General features: G+C 59.8%; 14 protein-coding genes. 4 read left to right on the forward strand and 10 right to left on the reverse strand.

Translation table 11 applies throughout. The annotated features are described in order from the left end of the window. Positions 1-61: 61 nt before the first annotated feature. From AC0V6T_RS08080 to AC0V6T_RS08100, 5 genes are all read right to left on the reverse strand, one after another. Positions 62-2,320, reverse strand: coding sequence for a DUF11 domain-containing protein (locus AC0V6T_RS08080; RefSeq protein WP_486125872.1), 2,259 nt, complete (start codon positions 2,318-2,320; stop codon positions 62-64). Then, on the reverse strand, positions 2,317-7,536 hold the full coding sequence (locus tag AC0V6T_RS08085; protein WP_486125874.1) for a TonB-dependent receptor: 5,220 nt from the start codon (positions 7,534-7,536) through the stop codon (positions 2,317-2,319). Before AC0V6T_RS08085 ends, AC0V6T_RS08080 begins: the two co-directional genes overlap by 4 nt. A 42-nt stretch (positions 7,537-7,578) precedes the next feature. Then, positions 7,579-8,724: a hypothetical protein gene (locus tag AC0V6T_RS08090; protein ID WP_486125876.1), complete on the reverse strand. Its 1,146-nt coding sequence runs from the start codon at positions 8,722-8,724 to the stop codon at positions 7,579-7,581. A gap of 98 nt (positions 8,725-8,822) precedes the next feature. After that, positions 8,823-9,308, reverse strand: coding sequence for a hypothetical protein (locus AC0V6T_RS08095; protein ID WP_486125878.1), 486 nt, complete (start codon positions 9,306-9,308; stop codon positions 8,823-8,825). Positions 9,309-9,336: 28 nt separating this feature from the next. After that, positions 9,337-10,317 (reverse strand): hypothetical protein, encoded by a 981-nt coding sequence (locus AC0V6T_RS08100; RefSeq protein ID WP_486125880.1) that lies wholly within the window; start codon positions 10,315-10,317, stop codon positions 9,337-9,339. 383 nt (positions 10,318-10,700) lie between these two features. On the opposite strand from AC0V6T_RS08100, the gene AC0V6T_RS08105 reads away from it, so the two are divergent. Further along, the gene (locus tag AC0V6T_RS08105) at positions 10,701-11,978 is read left to right on the forward strand and encodes a M24 family metallopeptidase (protein WP_486125882.1); all 1,278 of its coding nucleotides are present in this window, start codon (positions 10,701-10,703) and stop codon (positions 11,976-11,978) included. Here AC0V6T_RS08105 and AC0V6T_RS08110 read toward each other — a convergent pair. Genes AC0V6T_RS08110 through AC0V6T_RS08125 form a run of 4 tightly spaced genes read right to left on the reverse strand, consistent with a single transcriptional unit; the run spans position 11,975 to position 18,121 of the window. After that, complete coding sequence (locus AC0V6T_RS08110) at positions 11,975-12,961, reverse strand: DUF2891 domain-containing protein (RefSeq protein WP_486125884.1); 987 nt, start codon at positions 12,959-12,961, stop codon at positions 11,975-11,977. The two genes, AC0V6T_RS08105 and AC0V6T_RS08110, sit on opposite strands and share 4 nt — an antisense overlap. After that, positions 12,952-13,902 carry a DUF979 domain-containing protein gene (locus AC0V6T_RS08115; protein ID WP_486125886.1) on the reverse strand — a complete coding sequence of 317 codons (951 nt, stop codon included), beginning with the start codon at positions 13,900-13,902 and terminating at the stop codon, positions 12,952-12,954. The genes AC0V6T_RS08110 and AC0V6T_RS08115 overlap by 10 nt, the downstream gene beginning before the upstream one ends. Continuing rightward, positions 13,899-14,570 carry a DUF969 domain-containing protein gene (locus AC0V6T_RS08120; RefSeq protein WP_486125888.1) on the reverse strand — a complete coding sequence of 224 codons (672 nt, stop codon included), beginning with the start codon at positions 14,568-14,570 and terminating at the stop codon, positions 13,899-13,901. The genes AC0V6T_RS08115 and AC0V6T_RS08120 overlap by 4 nt, the downstream gene beginning before the upstream one ends. Further along, complete coding sequence (locus tag AC0V6T_RS08125) at positions 14,567-18,121, reverse strand: hydantoinase B/oxoprolinase family protein (protein WP_486125890.1); 3,555 nt, start codon at positions 18,119-18,121, stop codon at positions 14,567-14,569. Before AC0V6T_RS08125 ends, AC0V6T_RS08120 begins: the two co-directional genes overlap by 4 nt. 546 nt (positions 18,122-18,667) lie before the next feature. Between AC0V6T_RS08125 and AC0V6T_RS08130 the strand changes: the two genes are divergently transcribed. Beyond that, complete coding sequence (locus AC0V6T_RS08130) at positions 18,668-18,853, forward strand: PLDc N-terminal domain-containing protein (RefSeq protein ID WP_486125892.1); 186 nt, start codon at positions 18,668-18,670, stop codon at positions 18,851-18,853. Between the two features lie 92 nt (positions 18,854-18,945). Here the strand turns inward: AC0V6T_RS08130 and AC0V6T_RS08135 are convergent, their stop codons facing one another. Further along, positions 18,946-20,031, reverse strand: a complete 1,086-nt coding sequence (locus AC0V6T_RS08135) for a sigma-70 family RNA polymerase sigma factor (RefSeq protein ID WP_486125894.1) — start codon at positions 20,029-20,031, stop codon at positions 18,946-18,948. On the opposite strand from AC0V6T_RS08135, the gene AC0V6T_RS08140 reads away from it, so the two are divergent. Further along, the gene (locus AC0V6T_RS08140) at positions 20,030-21,610 is read left to right on the forward strand and encodes an ABC-F family ATP-binding cassette domain-containing protein (protein ID WP_486125896.1); all 1,581 of its coding nucleotides are present in this window, start codon (positions 20,030-20,032) and stop codon (positions 21,608-21,610) included. The genes AC0V6T_RS08135 and AC0V6T_RS08140 overlap by 2 nt on opposite strands. Before the next feature lie 167 nt (positions 21,611-21,777). Beyond that, a complete protein-coding gene (locus AC0V6T_RS08145) occupies positions 21,778-22,833 on the forward strand; it encodes an efflux RND transporter periplasmic adaptor subunit (protein WP_486125898.1) in 1,056 nt (351 codons plus the stop codon). Position 22,834: the final 1 nt, after the last annotated feature.

Here is a 22,834-nt window from a genome sequence, read left to right on the forward strand (position 1 = left end):
TGTGTAGTGGCTCAGACCGCGCGGTCAACATGCCTGCTGCACTGCAGCAAATCACACCCAGCTATCTGACCTCAAACCTCACAGTAAGCGTGAAATCTCCGCCCGCTGCAAAAGCGCCTCCGGGTCGAACGCGGAAGTCGGTGATTGCACCATCGCATCCGAAGCCATCATCGACAGGCGTATAGGTAAAGCTCGCTCCGTCATCGTTCGAGAACTCAAGATTGTCGGTCGTCGCGGCGAGGCTTGAGAATGAATACGTGAGATTGGAATTGCTGCCCGGATCGTTGAAGATCACCGGCCCACCCGCCCGGTTGATCAGGCACAATTTCGCATCTGCTGGACCATCATCCCAAACGGTTACGGTATCGGCATCAGTTGCGCTTCCGCCGGTGTTAGCAACGGTGATGAGATACTCGATCGTAGCGCCGGGAATGGCCTTGGGATTGGTTGTTCCGTTGATGGGGTCGGCGATGACAGAGCTAACCTTGCTCACGCTGAGTGTCGTGAACGGATCGCAGACGCTGATATCGTGAATGCCAATGCCCTGCTGGCCTGGATCGGCAGGGGCAGTCGAATGGTTGCCGTAGCGCAGGATGACGGTGTCGACAGTGCCGGTGAAGGTCACAACGACGTTGCCGAGTGCTTCGGCAGAGCCGGAAGCAAGATCGCCAATGGCGACGTTGCCGCTGATGAAGTTCGCGTTGCCGTTTGTCAGCTCTGCGGTGACAGTCGCTCCGCCGTTTGAGCCTACGACTTCGAGCCGGTCCGCGAACTGGTTGGTGCCGAAGTCGACATCGAACACAGTAAACTGTAATCCGGTGAACGCACGGGGCAAGGTGATGACGACCTCGACTTCTCCGGCTCTGTTCGCCTGGTTCGCGAGGATTGTAAGGCTATCCTCCGCCGGAACGAGGCCGCCCTCGAACGTGTCCGTCACGGTCGGCGACTGACCACCGAAAGTCCCATTGTTGACGTAAGCGCCGTCGTTGCTGAGCTGGAAGCGGATGTCTCCGTAGCTTGCAAACGCGTACGTGTTGTCGGTCGAACCAGCAACCCAACCGGAAATACCGTCCCAGTCAAAAATCGACTGTCCCGCCGGGCACGAGAGCACCGGAGGGATGCCGGGTGAGCGGCCGCTTTGCACGGTAAAGCTCGCGCTGGCGTAATCGTCCTCGGACGTGACCCCGTTGTTGGGCGTTGAATCCAGGTCGACTGCGCTGGAAGCGATGATCTCCGCTACATTTGTCAGCGTCGATCCTGCAGCCGCCGATACTGTCCCCGTAACTGTCAGCGTCGCGCTTTCACCCGGAGCAAGCGTTCCCACGTTCCACTGATTGCTTCCCGTATCGAAGGAACCATCGCCCGATGCGCTGGAGAAAGTGAACCCAGACGGAAAGGTCTCCTGAACCACCACATTGTCCGCGGTGAGAATAGATGCGGAATTGTTGGTCGCGATCAGACGCCAGACGGCAGTGCCGCCCTGCACCGGCGGTGAGCCAATCAGAGCTTTCGTGAGTGAAAGGTCGGCGTCCGGCGCCGAATATTGCCAGTCCGAAATACCCATGAACTGGCCAACCGGGTCGCCCGATCCGGTGTAGCTGAAATAGACGATCTGGATGCGCTGAACGGCCTGCAATCCGAAATCGAAATTGATATTGCCATCGGTCGCAGCGGTCGCCGACCCGCCCGTGCCGCGCCAGCCGTTTACGGTCGCATCATTGGTGCGACTGACAGAGGCACCAAGAGCCCAGAAGGCGTTGTTGGTGGCGGCGTTCGTGAACGTGCCGCTTCCATTGTCATCGTAATAAACCTCGACCGCATCGGCGAAGCTGCCCAAGTCGATATCGCCGAGCGAAAATGTGAGGTTGCTCACCGCCTCGGTCAGAGAGATGGTGATGACAATTCGGTCATTGGGATCATACTGCGAGTTGTCGAAGCTTACCAACAGCGGCGACGCTGCACCGCCAATCGTGCCGTTGAAATAGCTCACGAATGTTGGCGAGAAAGCCGGATCGAACGTACTCGGTGCGACCGACTGGCTCGACCACGTGATTGTTGCAACATTGCCATCAGATCCCGTCGCGCTCGTCCCGCTCGGCAGCGAGCCCTGGCTGGCTATCCCGGCGTCGGCCCAATCGATATCGGCATTCTGAGCGTGAGCAGGAGCCGCAATTGCAAGGCTAGCCGCCAACATGGCGAGCGCGAGCAATACAATTTTGCGGTTTGCGGCAAGCACGGCTCCAAGCATGCGCAGGATGTACCTAGAGATGGTAAATACGGCGTTTACCATGGGGCGATGAGAGATGACGCTCATACTCATCGGCCAAGCCCCAGGAAGTCGAACGTATCGGTGTCGAACTTGAAGCGAACGGCGGCGAAAACGCCCTCGTCGGTGTTCCGGGCAGCCGAGAAGTCGCCGTCGCGGAAACCTTCGACATTGTAGCCGACCGTGAGCAGAATCCCGTCGACCGGTACGAAACCGATAGTCGGGCCATAGGCAAAGCTGGTTACATCATCATCGAGATTGGTCCGCACGGTAGCGCTGGCCCCGATTTCGAACCGCTCGCCGATACCGATGCGCGCATCCGCACCGACAAGCACGGTTGTGCCGGAGAACTCCGTCCCTTCGAACTCGTCGAAGTTGTAGCGACCTCCGATAAAGAGCGTGTACTCGTCGCGGCGGGTTTCTTCTTCGATGCCGAATTCGTTGAGGTCAAAGCCGCGCGGGCTCCAGTTGGTGCTCCAGCTGGCGACCAGACGGCGCGAAGTGGCATCGCCGTCGACGATCAGAGCGGTGCGCCCTGCACCGGCTCCGCCAAGGCCGCTGGCCTGTCCTGCGATACCGCCGGTGATCTCATCGCTGCGGAATTCGAGCTTGCCGAGCATGGCGAATTCCGAGGCGTCGGGGCGATGGGCAAATGCGATGGCCGCGTCGACGATCTGCGTCGTCGCTCCAAACTCGTCTTCTGCACGCGTCCACGTCGCGCCTGACCCAACGATGCTGCCCTCGCCAAGTTGGCGGATTGCGCCGATGGTAGCTCCCATGCGCTCGGCCAGTTCGCCATCGCGATACTCGCCGCGCCCGGTGACGCTCCAGCGATCCTTGCGCCATGCGCCGCCGAAAGTGACAGCGGTGAAGTCCTCGAAATCGAGGTTGCCGGTGATCTGTCCCCCGGTCGCAAGCGGCTGTTGCGGATTGACGAGGTCGCTTGTGGGAGGTGCGCCATTGAGGGTGCGGTTGCCGTCAATTGTCGCGTCCAGCGTGAATTCCGGGCTGACCTGCCATGTCTGCGCGAGGCCGAATGCCGCGAAGGTGCGATTGCCGAGTTCGTTAATGCTTTCTTGGCCGACCGAGGTCACGATCTGTCCACCCTGCCACGGCGTGACTTCAAGACCGCCGCGAAGCTGGCGCGCGTTGAATTCCGCGCCATCGGCAATCTCGTATGTCCCGACAAGGCGGACGTTGCGGGTCACGGCATAACGGGCACTCAAACGATGGCGCGCGGGCAGGTCAGCGCTCTCCGCGTCGTCGAGCGCGAGCGCGGTGGCTGCTGAAAGTTCGAGCGTATTGTTGATCAGTCGCTGCGTCACGCCCGCCTCGACCACGGTCGAAGTGTTGGTGCTGCCGTCCGCAAGGCGGTCGTTGAAATGGCTAAGACCAAGACGAAGATCGGTGCGCTGACGTGTCAGATTGACCTGCCCCTGAGCAGCGCGGCGGCGAGACGTGTCAGTCAGGCTGTCATCCTGCCATGCGCTGCCTAGCAGGCTGAGATTGTCGTTGAGGAGCACGCGTCCGTCGACACCGATCTTGCGGCGACCAAGCTCAGCGCCGTTCTGCTGGCCGAGGCCATAGTCGGCGTCGAGTTGGTGAGCGTAGGCGAGAATGTCGAGCTTGCCGGTCTGGTGCTGTACCTCGGCGAGCCAGCCGGTTGCGCTTTCGCCTTCGCGGCGGCTCATGGCGACTTCGCCGCGAACCTCTGTACCAGCGCCAATGCGAGCGCGCAGGTCCAGCGTACCGATATCGGTGCGCTCACCCTCGCCCTTGTCGGTGATTGCGTTGGCGCCGACGCGGATCGCGCCATCATTGCTGGTCCAATCGGCGCGCACGCCGGCATTGAGTTCAGCCTCACCCAATCCGTCAGTTTCGTATTCGACAACGATGAACTGCGGATTGAGGTTGTCGTCGCGACTCAGAACGGGACGCGAGAACGTGATGGTGCCCGAAAGCAGGTCGATATCGTAATCGATGAAGCGCGTGAGGCGCGTGCTCGAGACGATCAACTCGGACCGGAAACGGTCGCGCACTTCGAGCGTCACGCGTTCGCTGTTGGCGAGGATCCGGCGGCTACCGAGTTGGTAAGGCCCTGTGATGCCCTGCCCCTGGATTTCATCGCGCTGGAGGCGGGTCGAGATTTCGGCGGCGAAGGCGTTGGCCTTGACCTGTCCGAAACGCGCTTCGCCGCGCACGCCGGTTGCCGTGCGGTTGTAGCGAGCCAGGCGGGTCTGGTCGAAAGCGGTCTCGAAGTCGCCGTAAAGCGCATAGAAGGTCGCCGTTTCGATGCGCACGTAGAGCTTTTCGCGGCTCGCAGCATCGAAGCGGCGCGAGGACGCGTCGGCGAAGACAGTGTAGTACGCCTGCGGGTCAATTGTCCCAAGAACGCGCTGGTCTTCGCGCTGCTTGGCGCTGTCATAGGCGAGCGTCATCAGGAACTTACCGAGCACGCGGCCCTTGGCGTAAAGAGCAACGCGAGCATCATCGCCAAGGTCGCTGTCGAAGCGACCTGTGCGCTGCATATTGTCCGCAACGCTGCGAGCGCCGGCCGTGCCTTCGGCAAGACCAACGATGGTCCAGTCGATATCGCCCGGCTCAATCCACGCATCGAGTTGCTGTGCGCGAACAAGCTCACCGTCGTTGAATTCAAAATCGAGGCGCAGCGAACCGCTGACCATCGTCGGTGCGAGCTCGATCTTCGCGATGCCCTCGGTGCCCTCAACGACCCAGCGCGCTGCGGTGGGTGCAAAGCCGGTGAGTTGGTTTAGCTGCTGACGGTCGAGTGCCTCTGCGCTTTCATAGGGCGCGTTCAGCTGGAAGTTGCCCGAAACGCCTTCGCGAAGAGGACGGTTGTTGCGGTCGAGGACGCGGATAGCGACCACGGGCCGGGTACGACCATCAGCAATCAGGTTGGATTGCTCAGGCACCAGTTCAACGCGCGTCGGCGTCGTGGTGAAGAACACTTCGCGCGTGAATGTCTTCGATATCTCGCCGAAGGAATTGATGATGTCGGCTTCGAGAACTGTGCGCTCGTCTTCGAGCACGATCCCGCGCCAGGTGCTGACCGCGAACCGGCCTGTGTCTGGGGTCAGCGTGCCGTCGAAAGCAAGCGGGCTGACTTCCTTGCCATCGACTTTCAGCACCACCGTCTGGCCGCGGCGGTGGCGGATCGCGACGCGGATGGCAGGCGCGCGTGGGTTTGCCGTCAGACCCGGCGTCAGGAACCCATCCTCGCCATCACCGAGAGCGATCCAGTCGGTGTTTGGATCATAGTCAGCCGGTAAGCTGCCGGCCGCCTCTGCGGTGCTTTCTGGCAGACCGGCTTCGACCAGAATGTCCGCATCGAGCGCAGGTTCATTGTCATCGAGGCCGCCCGCAATGGAGTTGATTGCGCGGGCGGTCGCCGCGTCAGGGCGCGTCTCGGCGAACTGCGCGTTTTCCTCGATGCCGCCCTCCGGGACGATGGCATGGAACTCCGCGACGACGAGGCTGCCGCCCTGCCCGATGACAAAACGCGACATCGCGCTGCCAGCGTTGCGGGTCGAGCGGTGGCAATCGACAAGCTCAGCGCCCTCCGGCAACGTCATGCGCGAAACGGCGACGACATGCGTGCCCGGCACAACCCCTTCGAAGTGGTAGCGGCCATCCGCGTCGGTGATGGCGTAGCTGCCGTCTTCCATGACGACGCGAACGCCAGGGATGCCGCGACGCGGATTGTCGCGCGTGTCGCGAACAGAGCAAGGTCCGGCGGTGATGCGACCAATAACCGTCATGCGGTCAGCAATGCTGTCGCGCTCGATATCGACGACCGCGCTTGCCCGCGCGGTGCGACCGAGTGAGTCCGTAGTCACGGCATCGTTCAATGCGCGGCCCGGAGGCGCATCGGGCAGCACAGACATGGCATAGGTCACGCGGCGCGAGGTCCCACCTTCAAGGTCGCCGAGTGCAATTCGCAAAGAGCGTCCGTCGGAGGCAATCTCGACCTGCTCAGGAGCCTCTGCTCCGTCGATGCGGATCGTGTCTGGGCGGAGACGCAGAAAACGCGAAGGAGTGTCGTTCAGCACGACATTGCGCTTGGGGCGCGATGGGTCAGCGTTGCTCGCGGTGATCGCGTAGAACACAACATCGCCGGGCTGCACGCGATCGCGCGAGGCGACCTTGTCGAGACCAATTTCGAGGCTCGGACGGTCGACGGGGATGTCAACCTGAACCGGCGTTGGGTCGTCCAGGACGAAATTGCCACCGAACGAAGCATCAAGAATGATGTAGTTGCCCCCATCAGGAGCGGTGAGCTGGCTGAGATCAGCAGTGCTCACGACAGATGGCGCGGTGTAAGGCTCCGGCGGTTCGATCTGGAGCCGGTATGTGCCAAGGAAGGTGAGCGGGAACCAGAATTCGCCCGGCCCCATATCGGTAATCCGGCCAGCCCCGTCGATAATCGGGTCGCCCGAAATAACGCTGGAAGGCCATTCGGTTACGCCGTCCTCTGCAAAAACGGTCGCAGGTTGACCCGTAAGCGCATCGACGAGGGTTACACGCGCACCGTTGACCGGCTCGCCCGTCTCGCTGTCGAATACCGTTCCGAACGGATCGGCCAAAACTTCGACGGCGGTCTCGATGATGACCTCGTCCTGGCCCGGCAGGCTTGCCGCCACAGAGATCGACGCCCCATCGGCAATGCTCAGCCTACAATCGCCTTCGGTCGGAGCAGGCGGCATGCGCACGGTGTCGATCTGACCCACAAACACGCCCGTGTTGAGACCGGTTTCGAAGATTGTCTCAACCTCGCGATCGCCGGTCGAAGTCGTGATTGTGATGGAAAGCTGGTCGACTTCGTTCGGATCGCGGTTTGCAGCCAGTGCAGTCACCTCGAACAGCAATGTTTGCCCTGCCCGAAGGGTGTCCGTTACCTCGACCATCCCTTCACGCGGAGCAAGCGGGACATTCGAAGTGTTGTTGCCAGCGCCGCCTTGGGCCGATTGGCCGATCGCACTGCACAAAGGTGCCCGGAAATTGAGCTCGACGCTGCCCTGAGGCGCCGGGCGAAATGCGCGAATTTCCGGGGGCGGAAGGGTGACGTCGAATGTCACCTCGTTCGAGGAGGTCTGGGCTGACCTCCCGCGCAAAAGCCAACTGGCCTCTGCGATATTGGTGACCGTGCCGATGATCTCGGCTTCGGTCTCGGTTTCCTGTGCGAATGCCCCCTCTCCAGACACGCCGAAAGGCAGCAGCACCAATAGGAGTGCTGCTGCCAGACGCCTCATGAGAGAGGGGGCTACACGCAAAGTCAGATTTCCGGGTCGATCTTAGTTGATCGTCACACGGAAATAGACGGCACGCGTTTCGCCAGCTGCGATATCGAGCAGGTCGCCCGAGATCAGGTCGAGACCGCCAGTACCGCCGGTCGCGGTGAAGGTCGCATCCCCGGTTGCTTCGCCGTCGGTGCCGCTGGGGACCGTGCAGGTTGCAACGTCATCAGCCGTGCTCGCGGTGCCCTGGTCGTCGACCGTTGCTGTCGCGTTCACGAAGATGCCAAAATCGTTCTCGGTGAACGTCACGTCCGCAGGCAGGTCATCGGCCACGTTGACTGCCGAAGCAGTCGCAGCACCCGAGGCGTTCGAAACCGCGATGCAATACTGGATCACGGCACCGGGAATTGCCTTGGGATTGGTCGTGTTGTTGACCGGATCGCTGATGATCGAGCTCGACTTGACGACAGTGATGTTCGCCCCTGCGACCAGGATCTGTGCCTCGTCAGAGAATGCGCCATCGCCGTCGATCTCTTCGCCCGTTCCACCATTGCCATCGGCAAGGACAGTGTCGATGCCATCTGTGTTGGCGCCATCATCGTTATCGATGTTCGCGCCAAGCGCGCCGGCAGTGCCAGCTTCGTGAGCATCGGCAACGAGAGCAACATCAAAGGTGTTCGTGTTGATCGCATCGAGCGAGATGTCAGTTACGACGAGAACCGAGATGGTCTCGGTACCGCTGCCATCGTCTGCGGCAACCTCATCAAGGAAGGTTACGGTGCCAGCAGTGATCTCGTCTGCGTCGAGCTGACCATCGCCATCGGCGTCGATGTAGATTTCGAATGCCGAGATGTCGCCCGCATCGCCTGTGCCGCCGGTCAGAATGGCGGAGAGGTCGAGGTCGACCGTAGCGTTCGACAGGTTGGTCACATCGAACGCAAGAACGACGTCATCCTCACCCGGTGAAACCGAGGTCGGCGAAACGCCGTTGAAGTTGACATTGACGTCAATCCGGCGGTCGACCGTGAAGGTGTCGCTGGCGGTGACTTCGGTTTGCGGCTCGTCGCCGACTTCAAACGTCACCGTGACGTTGTTGGTAATGCTGTTGCCAGCATTAGTTCCGACCGCCAGGGCCGGTGTACTGGACATGGCAATAAGCGCCGATGCGCTTACAGCCCCCAGCAGCTGGGTGCTTCTTTTCATGGTTGTGGTCCTTTGCGTGTGCCCCGCGACATTCACGCCGCCCGCGGGACGTGGCGGCTATCTTCCGTTTCCCGACGGAAGAAACTGAATGTCGCGCGTCAGCGGATGATGGCGGGGTATTCGACCCGGCCGTTGTCACCCGGAGCAACGCTTTCAAGCGTCCAGCGCACATGAGTCACGTCTGCATGAGCGGCAGCGCGCATGGTCCCGTTCTCGCCTGCGACCGTCAGTGCGCTGAGCGCTCCCCAAGTCTCGCCGCCATCGACCGATATGATAAGCGCAGGGTCGGCGTCGCCAGCGAGACGAACGGCATCAGGGACAGCGTTGGTCACGACGAAGTTATCAACCGCTTCAGCGCCATTGTTGGCGTAGTCGGTGGTGAAAATCAGACGGTCGCCGGGGACGATGACGTCCGGCTCGACCAGGCGAGTGACGGTGTTGCCAGCTGCGTCAACCGAAGTTTCGACAGCTTTCACATCGCCGCTAAGCGTGATCGGGCTCTGGCTCTGCGCTACCGCAGATCCCGCCGCAGGAACTGCGGCAAAAGCCAGGAGAGCGGCGACCATTTTGGTGATGTTTTTCATTGCTCTGTTTCCTCAACCCTAAGTTGAATCAGTCGATCGTTACGTCGAACGTGATCTGGTGAATTGCGCCCCCAGCGACGGTGCCGAGATCGACAGTGATCCCATCCGCGTCCGAGGCCTCGCCCGCGTCATCGCCGGCTGCGTCAGTGAGAGCGTCTCCGTCGAGCGCGAGCGTTCCGTCTGCGTAAGTCGTGCCGTCAGGAATGATGTCGGTGACGACCAGCGCGTCGACCGATCCGCTTCCAGAGACAACGGCAGTGATCGTGAAGGTCGCGACAGTGCCTGGCACCGCGCTGTCACCGCCGAACGGGTCAACAAGGCTCACGGCCTTGTCGAGGTCGACCGTGGTGATCCCCGCGATGAGCGAACCGGTTGCGGTGTCGTCCGCTCCGGTTGCACCGACGATCGCGTCGCCACCATTGACGCCCTGTCCATCGAAGCTCGTGCCCGGAGCGCCCGTGCCGGTGACGGCCTCTGCGGTCAGTTCGACATTGCTTTCTTCGGTGTCGGCGACGCCATCGGGAACGGTCACGATCACGAAAACCGTGATTGCCTCGTCTGCGGCAAGTTCTGCCGTGGTTTCAGGAGCCGTCAGGATTTCGTCAACGCCAGGATCGTAGGTGCCGTTGCCGTTCGTATCGACAGCAATGGTTTCGACCACTGTTTCAAAATCATTGCCGGTCACAACCGGGTTTGCCGTCAGCACGAAGGCTTCGGGTCCGTTGCCTTGGTTTGTGACCTCGAACGTGAGCACGGCTTCGCCGGGCGAAGCGCCCACGGCGCCGCTGTCGAGAGAGGTGACGGTCACGTCGAGCAACTCGTCCACGCGCACCTGCACGGTGTTCGAGTCCACCGTCTTGGTGCCCTCGCCGTCCTCGTAAGTCGCGCTTGCGGTGTTCTCGATCAACGTACCCGCGCTGACACCTTCAGCGAGCGCAGGAGACGAAATGGTAAACGCAGCCACGATGCTTGTGGCCAAGAGCGGTTTGATGATTGTCTGCGTATTCATGGCTAGGGCGAATACGAAGGAATGGTTATCAAGCCGTTAGCAAACCGCTCAAAAATCCTAGATTTCCGCCAGATTGCCGAGGTTTTTTGCAAAGCGGCTAATTGCTTACGCTACGGCATGCTGACCAATTGGTAAGGGGCGGCAATCCTCATGATTAACCACGCGCCACTTCATCAGCCTTTTTGCCAAAGCCCAATGAACTACTCGCCATTGCGGATTTGACAGGGTCTCCGCGATGTCCGCATAGCTTCTTGCGAAATGAGTGAGAGGGATTTTTAGGCAACATGCAGAATAGGCTCATCACATCGGGGAAGTCGCTCGTTAGCGCAGTCGCCCTGGCTGCTTTCGCTTCAGCCCCCGCGAAGGCCAGCAACGCAGTCGAGATGAGCGAAACTGAGCAAGCAGCCCCGCAGTTGCCCGAACTTCTCTCCGCTCGTGAACGCTCCGAAGTCATAGATCGCATTCTTGCCGAACGCCTAGACACGGTGATCCCGCAAATCATGCGGGAGCAAGGCGTGGATCTCTGGCTACTGATGGCGCGCGAGTACTTCGAGGAGCCCGTCATTGCGACCATGCTCGATGCTCAGAGCATGGCAGCGCGGCGCCGTACAATCCTGATTTTCCACGATCCGGGCGAAGGCCAACCCATCGAGCGCCTGACGGTGAGCCGTTACGGGCTTGGTGGATTGTTCAATCCTTCGTGGATACCAAAAGAACAACCAGACCAATGGCAAGCGGTTGCCGACATCATCGAGGAGCGCGATCCAGACACGATCGCGCTCAATTACTCGGACTTGAGCGCTTTCGGCGATGGCATGACACTCAGCCAATATCGTCTATTTATGAGTGCATTACCCGGCAAACTTCATGACCGCGTGATGTCCGGAGAAACGTTAGCGGTGCGCTGGCTGGAGACGCGCATTCCGTCCGAGATGGAAATCTATCCCGGCATTGTTCACACAGCGCACGCCTTGATTGCCCAGGCTTTTTCCCGCGAGGTCATTACACCCGGCGTTACGACCGCCGACGACGTTCGATGGTGGTATCGCGATCGCTTGCTTGAGCTTGGCCTTACACCATGGTTCCATCCATCGGTTGCGATCCAGCGCGAGGGCGAAGAAGGCATGCTGCGCGGCGAGGTTGTCATCGAGCCTGGCGATCTGCTCTGGACCGATTTCGGCATCACCTATCTGCGCCTCAACACCGACACGCAGCACCTGGCTTACGTCCTCAAGCCCGACGAGACACAGGCGCCCGCGGGTCTTCGCAAGGGCCTTGCTAACAGCAACCGAGTGCAGGACATTTTGCGCTCGCATTTCAAGGTCGGCCTTTCGGGCAATGAGGTTCTTGCGAGGGCTCGCGCTGAGGCGATCAACGAGGGGCTGGATCCATCCATCTATACGCATCCAATCGGATATCACGGGCACGGCGCAGGGACCGCGATTGGCTTCTGGGACAACCAGAACGGCGACCCGCGCGGAGATTACACCATCCATCCGAACACTGCGTGGTCGATCGAGCTCACTTCTTACGCCCAAGTTCCTGAGTGGGGCGGACAAAGGGTTGATTACAGGACCGAGGAAGATGCCTATTTTGACGGCGAGAGCGTTCGCTTCCTCGATGGGCGGCAGACAGAGATAACCCTGATCCCTTCGGGCTAGCGGGCCTCAAGCAGAGCGAGGAGCGCAAAACTCGCAAGCCAGTGTTCGCCCATATAGTCGCCCGACACATGCGGCATCGCCGCGTCCATATGCTCGCGCGCCAGTTCGCGCAGAATAGGCGGCGCCCCCTCGCCCAGCGCTTTGGCCAGACCGAGAAGGCACCATGCCCGGCTCAGATTGAGCCCATCGAGATGAGCGATTTTTCCGTCACTTCGATCGGAAACCGTGACTGGATGGCATTCGCGCTCAATCCATCCGTTTTCTAGCACAAGCCGATCCAGCCAACCGGCAAATTCACTGGAAGGCATTACGCGGCTCATCAGAAGTGCAGCGGTCAGGACCGGCGAAAGGAATTCATCTCCGCCAGGCTCCCACCCACTATAATCTGTCCGTTTTTCAAATGCATGTACCGACCACTTATCAATCAGTGAGAGCAATTCCTGCTCGCGGTCGCTTGCCCATTCCCTAGCGAGCAGTAAGGAAAAGGCCGTGTTGGCATGCGTCCCGACAGTTATCGGGTATGTCAGCAATGGGAGGTAATCATCGAAGCGCGCTGCAAACGCATTTGCCAGTCCTGACAGCCTGCCGCCCCAGGGCCGATCTGTGTGTCGCTCCGCTTCGAGATGAAGGTACAGAAGCCAGCCCCAGCCATATGGCCGCTCAAACCCGCGCGAGCTCGGTCGATCAAGATAAGCGAGCTCAACGGAGAGCTTTTCTTCGGTAAAGGTTGCGTCGGCCAGAGCCTCGATTTCGCGCGCCTCCGGCATATCAGGAAAGAGCCGCCTCAAGGTGAGTAGCGTCCACCATGAATGGACGCAGGAATGCCAATCGAAACTGCCGAAGAATACAGGGTGGAGATCGCGCGGCGTGCGAGCATCGCCGTCCCCATCCATCACATGATCGAGCTTGTTGGGATATTCCTGCCCCACGTGGCCAAGGGCGATGCGGGCAAATTGGCGGGCTATCGCTTCGGTCAGTTCCACAGCAGGAAGGCTCCCACGTAGATGATTATGACGTTGCAGACCCATAACGGTATCGCGGTGCCGATCTGCTGACGAATGACCGCGTTCTGGTCTTTCAGTTCAAGCAGAGCCGCTGGAACGATATTGAAGTTCGCCGCCATCGGGGTGAGCAAGGTTCCGCAGAACCCCGCCAGCATTCCAACCGCACCGATAACCGCAGGATCGCCCCCATAGCCTTCGACGAGGAGCGGGATTCCGATCGCTGCGGCCATGACCGGAAAGGCCGCAAAGGCGTTGCCCATGATCATCGTGAAGAGCGCCATCCCAAGCGCGAACACGACCACTGTCAAAAAGATGCTGCCCTCCGGGATCGCGCCGCCTGCAAATCCGCCGATGATCTCGCCCACTCCTGCAAGCGCAAACACAGCCCCCAAGGCTGCGAGCATCTGTGGAAGGATCGCAGCCCATCCGATGGAATCGAGCAATCTGCGCCCCTCCTCTGCCGGGGCCGCAAGGGGGGCTCTGAGCCAGATCATTGCGGCGATGAGTGCGATGACCACGCCAATGCCGAAGAGGATCAAGGTCTCGCGCCGAGCTTCGAACAGGCCTGTCGCCGACAGAGGTGTGTAATTGTAGAGCAGAGTGCCTGCGACAGCTGTAACGGGAACGATCAGTGCCGGAATAAACAATCTGTTTCCGAGCCTTACTGAATATTCCTCACGTTCAGTCTGAGAAGTGGTCTCGGGCGCACTGCGTGATAATCGCCCCGTTCCTGCAATCGCGACAAGGGCAAGCACCAAAACCCCGTTGGCAAAGTCGCTCAGGTGGCTTCCGGCGAAGAAGCTCACCGAAAGAAGGCCCCAGAACGCTGCGTTGCCATAGCGACCATCCTTCAGGCTTAGGAACGCCCACACGGCAAAGAACGTACCTGCAAGCCAGTAGAGCCATTCGTAGGTAATCATGTGCGCACCCTCCCTAGCCGCCGGTCAAGCGCCCTGATCCGCCATGAGTGAATGAAGAACGCGCATATCGCGGTCGGTATGGCCCAAACTGACAACTCGAGCGGTGTCAGCGGGTATCCATAGCTTTCAAAAACCCCTTGGATCAGCAGGATAGAGGCGATTGCGAAGAAGATATCTTCGCCGAAGAACAAGCCGACATTGTCTGTCGCAGCCGACATCGCGAGGACTTTCTGGCGATCATCCTCGCTCAGATCACCGTGCGACTTTTCAGCGGCTGCTTCTGCCATGGGGGCCACTAGCGGACGTACGGCCTGTGGGTGTCCGCCGATATCCTTCATTCCAAGAGCTGCGGTTATCTGGCGAAAGCCGAGATAGATCGTGAGCAACTTGCCCATCGTTGCCCCGCGCACACTTTCGATTACGGCCCGTGCGCGCTGCTGCAAGCCATGTCGCTCCAACAATCCGATTACGGGGAGAATGATCCATGTGACCGAGATATAGCGATTGTCGTTGAACGCCTTCCCCAGCGCTTCGACCACAGCGACAATATCGAGGCCAGCGAGCAGCCCAGTTGTCACCGCAGCCCCTACGACCACGAGAAGCGGATTAAAGCGTAACGCGAAGCCGATCACGACCAGCGCGATGCCCAGCAAGGGCCAATAGTTCACTCGACAAGCTCCCCGAAGCCGCCCCCGCCGGGCGTCTGGATCACAAAGGCATCCCCTCGCTCCATCTGCGCCGAACCGGTTGCTGACAACTCCTCGCGGGTCCCGTCGACCCGTTCAACCCAATTTCGCCCCGGCTGCGCATCCCCTCCCCCGCAAATGCCGCGCGGCGGCACCGCCCGCCGATTGGCGAGCATGTTGGCGCGCATGGCTTCCAAGAAGGTTACGCGCCGCTCTACGCCGTCACCGCCGCAATGCTTACCCGTCCCTCCCGAACCCGTTCGAATGGAGAAGCGGTCGAGCCGCACTGGCAATCGGCTTTCGAGAATCTCGGGATCGGTCAGGCGGCTGTTAGTCATGTGCGTCTGTACGGCGCTTGTGCCGTCATGGTCTGGCCCCGCGCCAGAGCCCCCGCAAATCGTCTCGTAATATTGGTGCTGCGCATTCCCGAATGTGAAGTTGTTCATCGTGCCCTGGCTCGCAGCAAGCTTGCCCGTGGCCGCGAACAGGGCATCGGTGACAGCCTGGCTCGTCTCGACATTGCCTGCAACCACGGCTGCCCCCGGCTGTGGATTCAGCATCGAGCCCTCGGGGACGACCAGGTCGACCGGTCTCAAACAACCGTCATTCATCGGAATTGTGTCGTCGATAAGGGTGCGCAGTACATAAAGCGCTGCAGCACGAGTGATTGAGCGAGGCGCGTTGAAATTATCGGGTAGCTGATCGGATGTCCCGGTGAAGTCGAAGACAGCGGAGCGAGCCTCGCGGTCGATCCGGATCGCCACCTCGATCGCGGCGCCATTGTCCATCGGATAGCGGAAGTGCCCATCCTCAAGCCTATCGAGTAATCGCCTCACGCTTTCCTCTGCATTGGCAATCACGTGACCCATGTAAGCTGCAACGACCTGCGCACCTTGATCATTGGCAGCTGCGGACAACAGTTCCGACCCGCGCGTACACGCAGCCAGCTGCGCGCGGAGATCCGATAAGTTGCGATCGGGATTGCGCGCGGGATACTTCGCGCTTGCGAGCACCATGCGCACCTCTTCTTCGCGGAATGTGCCTTCGTCGACCATGAGGAGGTTGTCGATCATGACGCCTTCTTCCTCGATCGTTCGGCTCTCCGGAGGCATGGATCCGGGCGCGATCCCGCCAATGTCAGAATGGTGCCCGCGTGCGGCCACGAAGGCATCGGGCTCGTCACCCGCACCGTAGAACACTGGCACAATGACCGTGATGTCGGGCAGGTGCGTGCCTCCGCGATAGGGATCGTTCAGGACATAAGCATCGCCGCGCTTGAAACCGCGTCCGTCGCGCGATTGCCCGCGCGCCTCGATCACGCGCGCGATGCTGTCACCCATGCTTCCCAGATGGACCGGAATATGCGGCGCATTGGCGATCAAGGCACCTTCGGCATCGAACAGCGCACAAGAGAAATCGAGGCGCTCCTTGATGTTGACCGAGGTCGCAGTGGACTGCAGGACCACACCCATCTCTTCGGCGATCGCCATGAAGAGATTGTTGAAGATTTCGAGCCGAACCGGATCGACCGCGGCGTCTTTCGCAGTCCCGGCTGCGTGCTCGCGCTCAAGTGGTGACACGCGCGAAAGGACAAGGCTTCCATCCTCGGAGAGACGCGCCTGCCATCCCTCCTCAACAACCGTTGTCGAACCCGGATCGATGATCAGCGCCGGCCCATCAACCGTATCGTCAACGCCTAGCGCAGCACGCTCAACTGTCCGCCACGTCCCCGAAGCTGTGCCGCTGGCAGCGACCGGTTCAGCGACAGCCGCTCCAAGCCCCCCTGACACGCCGCTTGCCTCGACGCTCAACGCTTCGACGATGATCTGAGCGGTGTCGTCGGAATAGCCAAAGCGCTGACGATGAAGCTTGCGAAAGCCCGCATCCATCGCTGACACATCCTCACAAGAAACAGTGAGCATGGAATCGCTGCCTTCGAAACGCAGGCGCGCCCTCTGTTCCAAAGTGATCGCAGGCTCTTCGATATCCTGAGAAAGCAACGCATCGCGGGCCTCAGTCTCAAGTTCAGCCAATTGCTCAGCAAAATCCTCGCCAAGCGGTTTCACAAGGCTGACCTCACGAATTGCCTTCACGGGCGCAATGCCAATCCCGAATGCAGACAGGATTCCGGCAAGCGGATGGACGAGCACCGTTTCCATGCCGAGTTCATCTGCGACCTTGCAGGCATGCTGTCCTCCCGCCCCTCCGAAGCAGGCCAAGGCATACGTCGTCACATCATGCCCGCGAGCGACCGAAATCTTGCGAATTGCGTTGGCCATATTGTCGACCGCGATAGCGAGAAAACCTTCTGCGATATCCTCGATCGATTGAGGCTCAGGCATTGAAGCCGCGATGTCTTCGAGAGCTGTTCTTGCTGCCACCGGGTCGAGCGGTTCGTTGCCGCCGGGACCGAAAACGCTTGGGAAGAAAGCAGGGTCGATCCTGCCCAGGGCAAGATTGCAGTCTGTGAGGGTCAGCGGACCGCCCTTGCGATAGCACGCGGGGCCCGGATCGGCCCCAGCGCTTTCAGGACCGACGCGAAAACGCGCACCATCGAAGCTGCAGATTGAACCGCCTCCCGCAGCGACTGTGTGGATCTGCATCATCGGCGCGGCAACTCGAACCCCTGCGACCACACTGTCGCCGGTCAGCTCGTACTCACCGGCATAGTGGGCGACGTCAGTGCTGGTCCCGCCCATGTCAAAACCGATCAGCTTGTTGTGCCCCAGAGGCTGGGACGCAGCCACCATGCCGACAACTCCGCCAGCGGGCCCGGAAAGAATTGCATCCTTGCCCCGAAAAGCACCGACCTCTGCCAGCCCTCCGTTCGATTGCATGAAACGAAGCCTGTCTGCGCCGGGCAGTTCTGCCTGCAGCGTGTCAGTGTAGCGCCTCAGGACCGGCGAAAGGTAAGCGTCGACGACCGTAGTATCGCCGCGCGGGACGAGCTTTATGAGCGGAGCGACTTCGTGGCTGGTTGAAATCTGTGAGAAGCCCTGTTTGCGAGCGATCTCGGAAAGTCGTATCTCGTGATCGCGATACTTCCATCCGTGAAGCAAGACGATTGCAATCGCGTCGAAACCTTCCTCGCGCAGCTTGGCGAATTGGTTTCGCGCATTTTCCTCGTCCAGTGTACTCAGAACTTCGCCGTCAACAGCAACGCGCTCGTCAATCTCAATCACGGCCTGTGACAATTGCTCTGGCAGCACGATGTGACGAGCGAAAATCTCAGGCCGCGCTTGTGTCCCGATCCGAAGCGCGTCTGCGAAACCCTTGGTGATCGCCAATGCCAGCCGTTCGCCCTTGCGCTCCAACAGTGCATTTGTCGCAACCGTTGTCCCGATCCGAAGCTCAGCGATAGGCCCAGCGCCGTGCTCGAGCATCAACCTGCGGACCGCCTCACTGGCCGCGTCAGGATAGTGATCGGCGTTCTCCGACAGCAGCTTGTCGGTCACCAACCGACCGTCAGGCGTCAACGCGACGACGTCAGTGAAAGTGCCGCCACGATCTATCGCGAAGCGCCAAGCGGTCATGCGAGTGGGAATCCCCTTTAGAATGGGCAGCCAGAACTAAGTTCTTTTGCAGAGGCCAGATCAACGGGTCAAATCAACGCTGGCTCAACCCATGAAAGATGTTGCAGCTTTCGGGTTTGACGGTGACTTGAACGGCGTCGCCCAAGCTCTCGTGCTTCAATCCGAAAGTCGATCACGTATCTGAAAAAATGGAACGAAGAACGTCCCCAATCCTATTTCAGTCAGAACCCACAGGGTCACTCACTTGCCCTCCTTGGCTCTCTGAAACGGAGCCCGTGCGAGCGCGATCCCAAGTGTTTGGCCTAGTCGAAACTAGGAAGGAAACGCACATGACTTCGGCCCCAATCTACTCCAGCAAACCAGACCGTTGGAGCCATCCTCGTCCCCATCGCGATGCAAGCACAAGGTTGAGGAAATACGGTCGGATTCAGCCGCTTCACGAGCCGAACTTCGTAGAACGCTTGTTGGGCATCGACTGAGCCGAGACATAGCGCTGCCGCACCAATGCTGCGCGCTTCCCCCTAGCCAAAGAACAGAGAATTCACCTTGGATTATGGACTCATTGGCCTTCTTGTCCTCGTACTCAACATCTGGGCGCTCTTCAGCGTCTGGAACTCGGGCGCTTCTATCGCCGCAAAGCTGGTGTGGACCATTGTCATCTTCGCGCTGCCTGTGATCGGCGTGATCCTGTGGCTGGTATTCGGTCCACGCACTGGTCTGCAGACCGCCTGACACGAAGGACTCGCTCAAAAAAAAGAGAAGCGCCGCGCCCCATCAATTGGAGCGCGGCGTTTTAATTTCTATTCGTTCAATGAGAGATAGCCTCACCGCTTGAGGTTGATGACATCCTCGATGTTTCCGCCCTGCTCGATTGTCTCGATGGCCTCGACGAAGACCTCGGCGATTTCGGTCGTATCCTCGGTGTTTTCGATCGGCATTTTGAGCTTACCATCCTCGATGATGTCACCGAGAACCGACCGTGCACGCGATACGCGGCTCTTCACTGTACCCGGAGCGCAACCGAGGATCTCTGCAGCTTCCTCATAGGTGTGGTCACCCGGCCCGACCAGCATCACGGCTTCAAGCTGATCGGTAGGCAACTCGGACATTGCGCGTTGCAGGTCGGCCAATGCCATTGACGCATTTTGCGATGCGGGCATCGAAAGAATGTTCTCAGCTGCCCGCTCATCGTATTCACCCACGAACTTTTTGTTGCGCCGGATCTGATTCAGCCACGTATTGCGAAGGATCGTGAATGCCCAGCTCAGAAAGTTGCTGCCTGGTTTGAACTGATTGCGCGCCGCCCACGCTTTCATAAGCGTTTCCTGCATCAAATCCTCTGCCAGATCTTCCCTCTTGCAGAGACGCACAGCAAAGCGCTTGAGCGGCACCTGAGCTTCCACCATCTGCTTCTTGAAGGAGCGCGTAGAAACCGATTTCTTGCGCTTCGATTTCGCTTCCGGCCATGGGTTGCGTGGCTTTTCGCTAGCCGAGCCATTGGCGTTCGGCAAAGTGCCGTGGCTGCGTACTGGAATGTTGACTGGCGGATTATTTGGCATTGCGATTTGCCCGCTGGCTTGGACTGACATGGGTATCCCTTGAGTTGCGAGGCCGAGGGGGATGGCGCTCACATACACAACGGCGACAACCCTTTGCTGTTCCTGACTTTTCGCTGCGTTGGGGGGACCAAGGGTAATGCAATCTCGGACATGATTGCGATAAAGTGCCATACGAATTGAATTTCTTTGCAGCGGCCTGTTTTCGGGAGACGGCCCGAGCCACGCGTTCGCGCTAACTTGAATTCGGCCAAGGACGCAGCTAGTCGACACGCAACGCAAACGGAGTGAAATCGCATGAACAACTAAGCTGATCGTTCGTCGTACAGACAACTTTTGCTCGGATGTTCTCATGTCTCATATTCATCTCAACGGCGTTTGCGTTGGCGCCGACCCTCTCAATCCACTCTTCCCGCCGCTTTCCGAGACGATCTCGCACGAGGCTGTTGGACTGTTCGGCCGCAATGGATGCGGGAAAAGCACTCTGCTGACTGCCATAGCCACAGGTAGCGGCTTGGTTTCCGGCTTCGTCACGGCTGACGGCACGATTGGTCTCATGAAGCAAGGGGCATTGGAAAAGGGCGTCAGCGTTGCTGAGGCTTTGGGCGTTGAGTGCCAGCTATCAATCCTTGCCCGGATCGAACGAGGAGAGGCGCAAGGCACCGACCTTGAAGATGCCGATTGGGACCTTCCTTCACGCCTTGAACATGCGCTCTCGCAGGTGGGATTGCCTGATATCGCGCTCGAACGTCCTGCACATAGTCTGAGTGGAGGCCAGCAATGCCGTGTGAAGATCGCAGGCTTGCAGATCGCACGGCCTGACATCCTGTTGCTCGATGAGCCCACCAATGACCTCGACGACGAGGGGCGTACGATGGTCGCGAAACTTTTGAAGGATTGGGACGGTCCGGTGCTCGTTGCCAGCCATGATCGCGAACTGCTCGAAGGCATGGATCGCATTATCGAGCTGTCTCCTGCCGGTGCCTTGAGCGTCAGCGGAGGCTGGTCGACTTTCAAGGCTCAGCGTGATGCGATCAGAGAGCAAGCGAAAGACGCGCTGGACCAGGCCGAGCGCGATGCAAGCCAGGCTCGCGCGGCCCAGCAAGCCCGCACCGAACGACAGGCTCAGCGCAGCAGGCAGGGGAGGCAAGGAGCCGCCCGCCGCGATGATTCAAAGCTCGAAATCAATGTCCAGAAGGGCCGCGCCGAGAAGACATCGGCGCGCAACCTCGCAACCGGCAAGGAGCAGGTCGAGGATAGAATCGAGGCAGTCTCCAAGGCAGCCGCGCAGGTCGAACGCGTGGTTCCAGTTCGTATAGAGCTGCCGAGTTCTCGGCTATTGAATGGCCACGTGCTGCTGGATGCGTCGGCCATCTGCTGCAAGTTTTCCGGACAACATGTGTTTGGCCCACTTGATCTGCGCATCACCGGCCCGGAGCGCATCGCGCTCAACGGCCCAAATGGCAGCGGCAAGACATCCCTATTGCGTATCATTTCGGGTGAAATTACGCCGAGCGCGGGCTCGTTGGATTGCGATCGGGACGCAATTGCTGTCCTCGATCAGCATCTTTCGCTTCTGAAGCAAACCGAGACCGCACTGGAGGCGATCAGAAGGCACAATCCGGCTCTCGACAGGCAGTCGGCCCACGCAGCCCTTGCACAATACGGCTTCCGATCTGAGTGGGGCCAGCGCGAGGTTCAGACCTTATCAGGGGGAGAGCGAGTGCGGCTCGCATTTGCCTGTCTCTTTAGCGCGCCGGAACCACCCAAATTGCTGATCCTGGACGAGCCGACCAACCATCTCGACATCTATGCGATCGAACTGCTCGAACGGGCGCTGATCGATTATGACGGCGCTATTCTGTGCGTTTCGCACGACCTTGCCTTTCGTCGGGCTCTTGGCTTGGAAAAGGTCATCGACATGACACACTGAGCCATTGGCGCCGGCAGCCTCCCATCAACACGATCAGATACGCGACTATTGTCGGCTTTGACCAAGCCCAAAGGATGTGTAGAGCGAAGGGAGAGCCAAGCCAGCCCAAGTCCCTCTCCGCTTGAAAGCTGCTCCCGCCTGGCTCTTGCATTAAGGTGGTGGAACCTATGCAGATTAAACGGTGGATGCTGGCCGCGATCCTCTCACTCGGCATGGCTTCATGTGCTGACGATGTAGAGATCGCAGTCGAAGAACCGGCAGTCCCGGCAAAATTGCTGACATTGGTGCAGGCTTCGAACCAACGCGCCAACAGCCTTCCAGCCGTCGTGCGCTCGGTGCGGACGACCGATCTAGCCTTTCAGGTTGGCGGCCAGATCGTCGAATGGAATGCCATCGACGGGGAAGAATTCCAGCGCGGCGATGTGATCGCCCGGCTTGACGCGCGAAGCTTTCAAGCCGCAGTTGCACAGGCGGAGGCGCAGTATTCGAACGCGGACAGCGAGTATCGACGTGCACTTCGCCTGATCGAAGAGGATGCGATTTCTCGCAGCGTGGTGGAGAGCCGCGAGGCGCAGCGACAGGTTGCCAAGGCAAATCTCGACACCGCGAAAAAGAACCTGTCGGACACTGTCCTTCGCGCTCCGTTCAGCGGTTTCGTTGGCGTCACCTATGTCGAGCAATTTCAGAACGTCGCTCCCCAACAGGCCGTTCTTGTCCTTCAGAGCCGCGCGGTTGAAGCCGTGGTCAATGTCCCTGCGAGTTTCGTGCTCAACTCCAACCGGGTCAGATACTTCAATGTCTTCGTTGAGCTCGATGCAGCCCCCGATCGCCAGTTTCCAGCCACATTCCGCGAAGCGACTGGACAAGCCGACAGTTCAACGCAGACTTTTGAGGGACACTTTCGCTTTGAACCGCCGGCAGACCTCGTCGTCCTGACAGGCATGACGGCAACGATGTTCTTCGACACCGAAATCATCGACGTTCCTGAGGAGATGCTCGGCGTTGCTGTCCCGCTGGCTGCCGTCATGGCCGAAGGGGAACAGCGATATGTATGGGTGGTGAAAGGACCTGATCGCGCTCTGGAACGGCGCGACGTGACGATTGCTCAGGAAGTGGGCGAGTACCTTACGGTCACGGACGGGCTACAGACTGGGGAGACAATCGTCGCAGCGGGCGGTACCTATTTGAATGAAGGCGACAAGGTTCGCCCCTGGGCGCAGTAAG

Source organism: Erythrobacter sp. S158 (assembly GCF_057364915.1).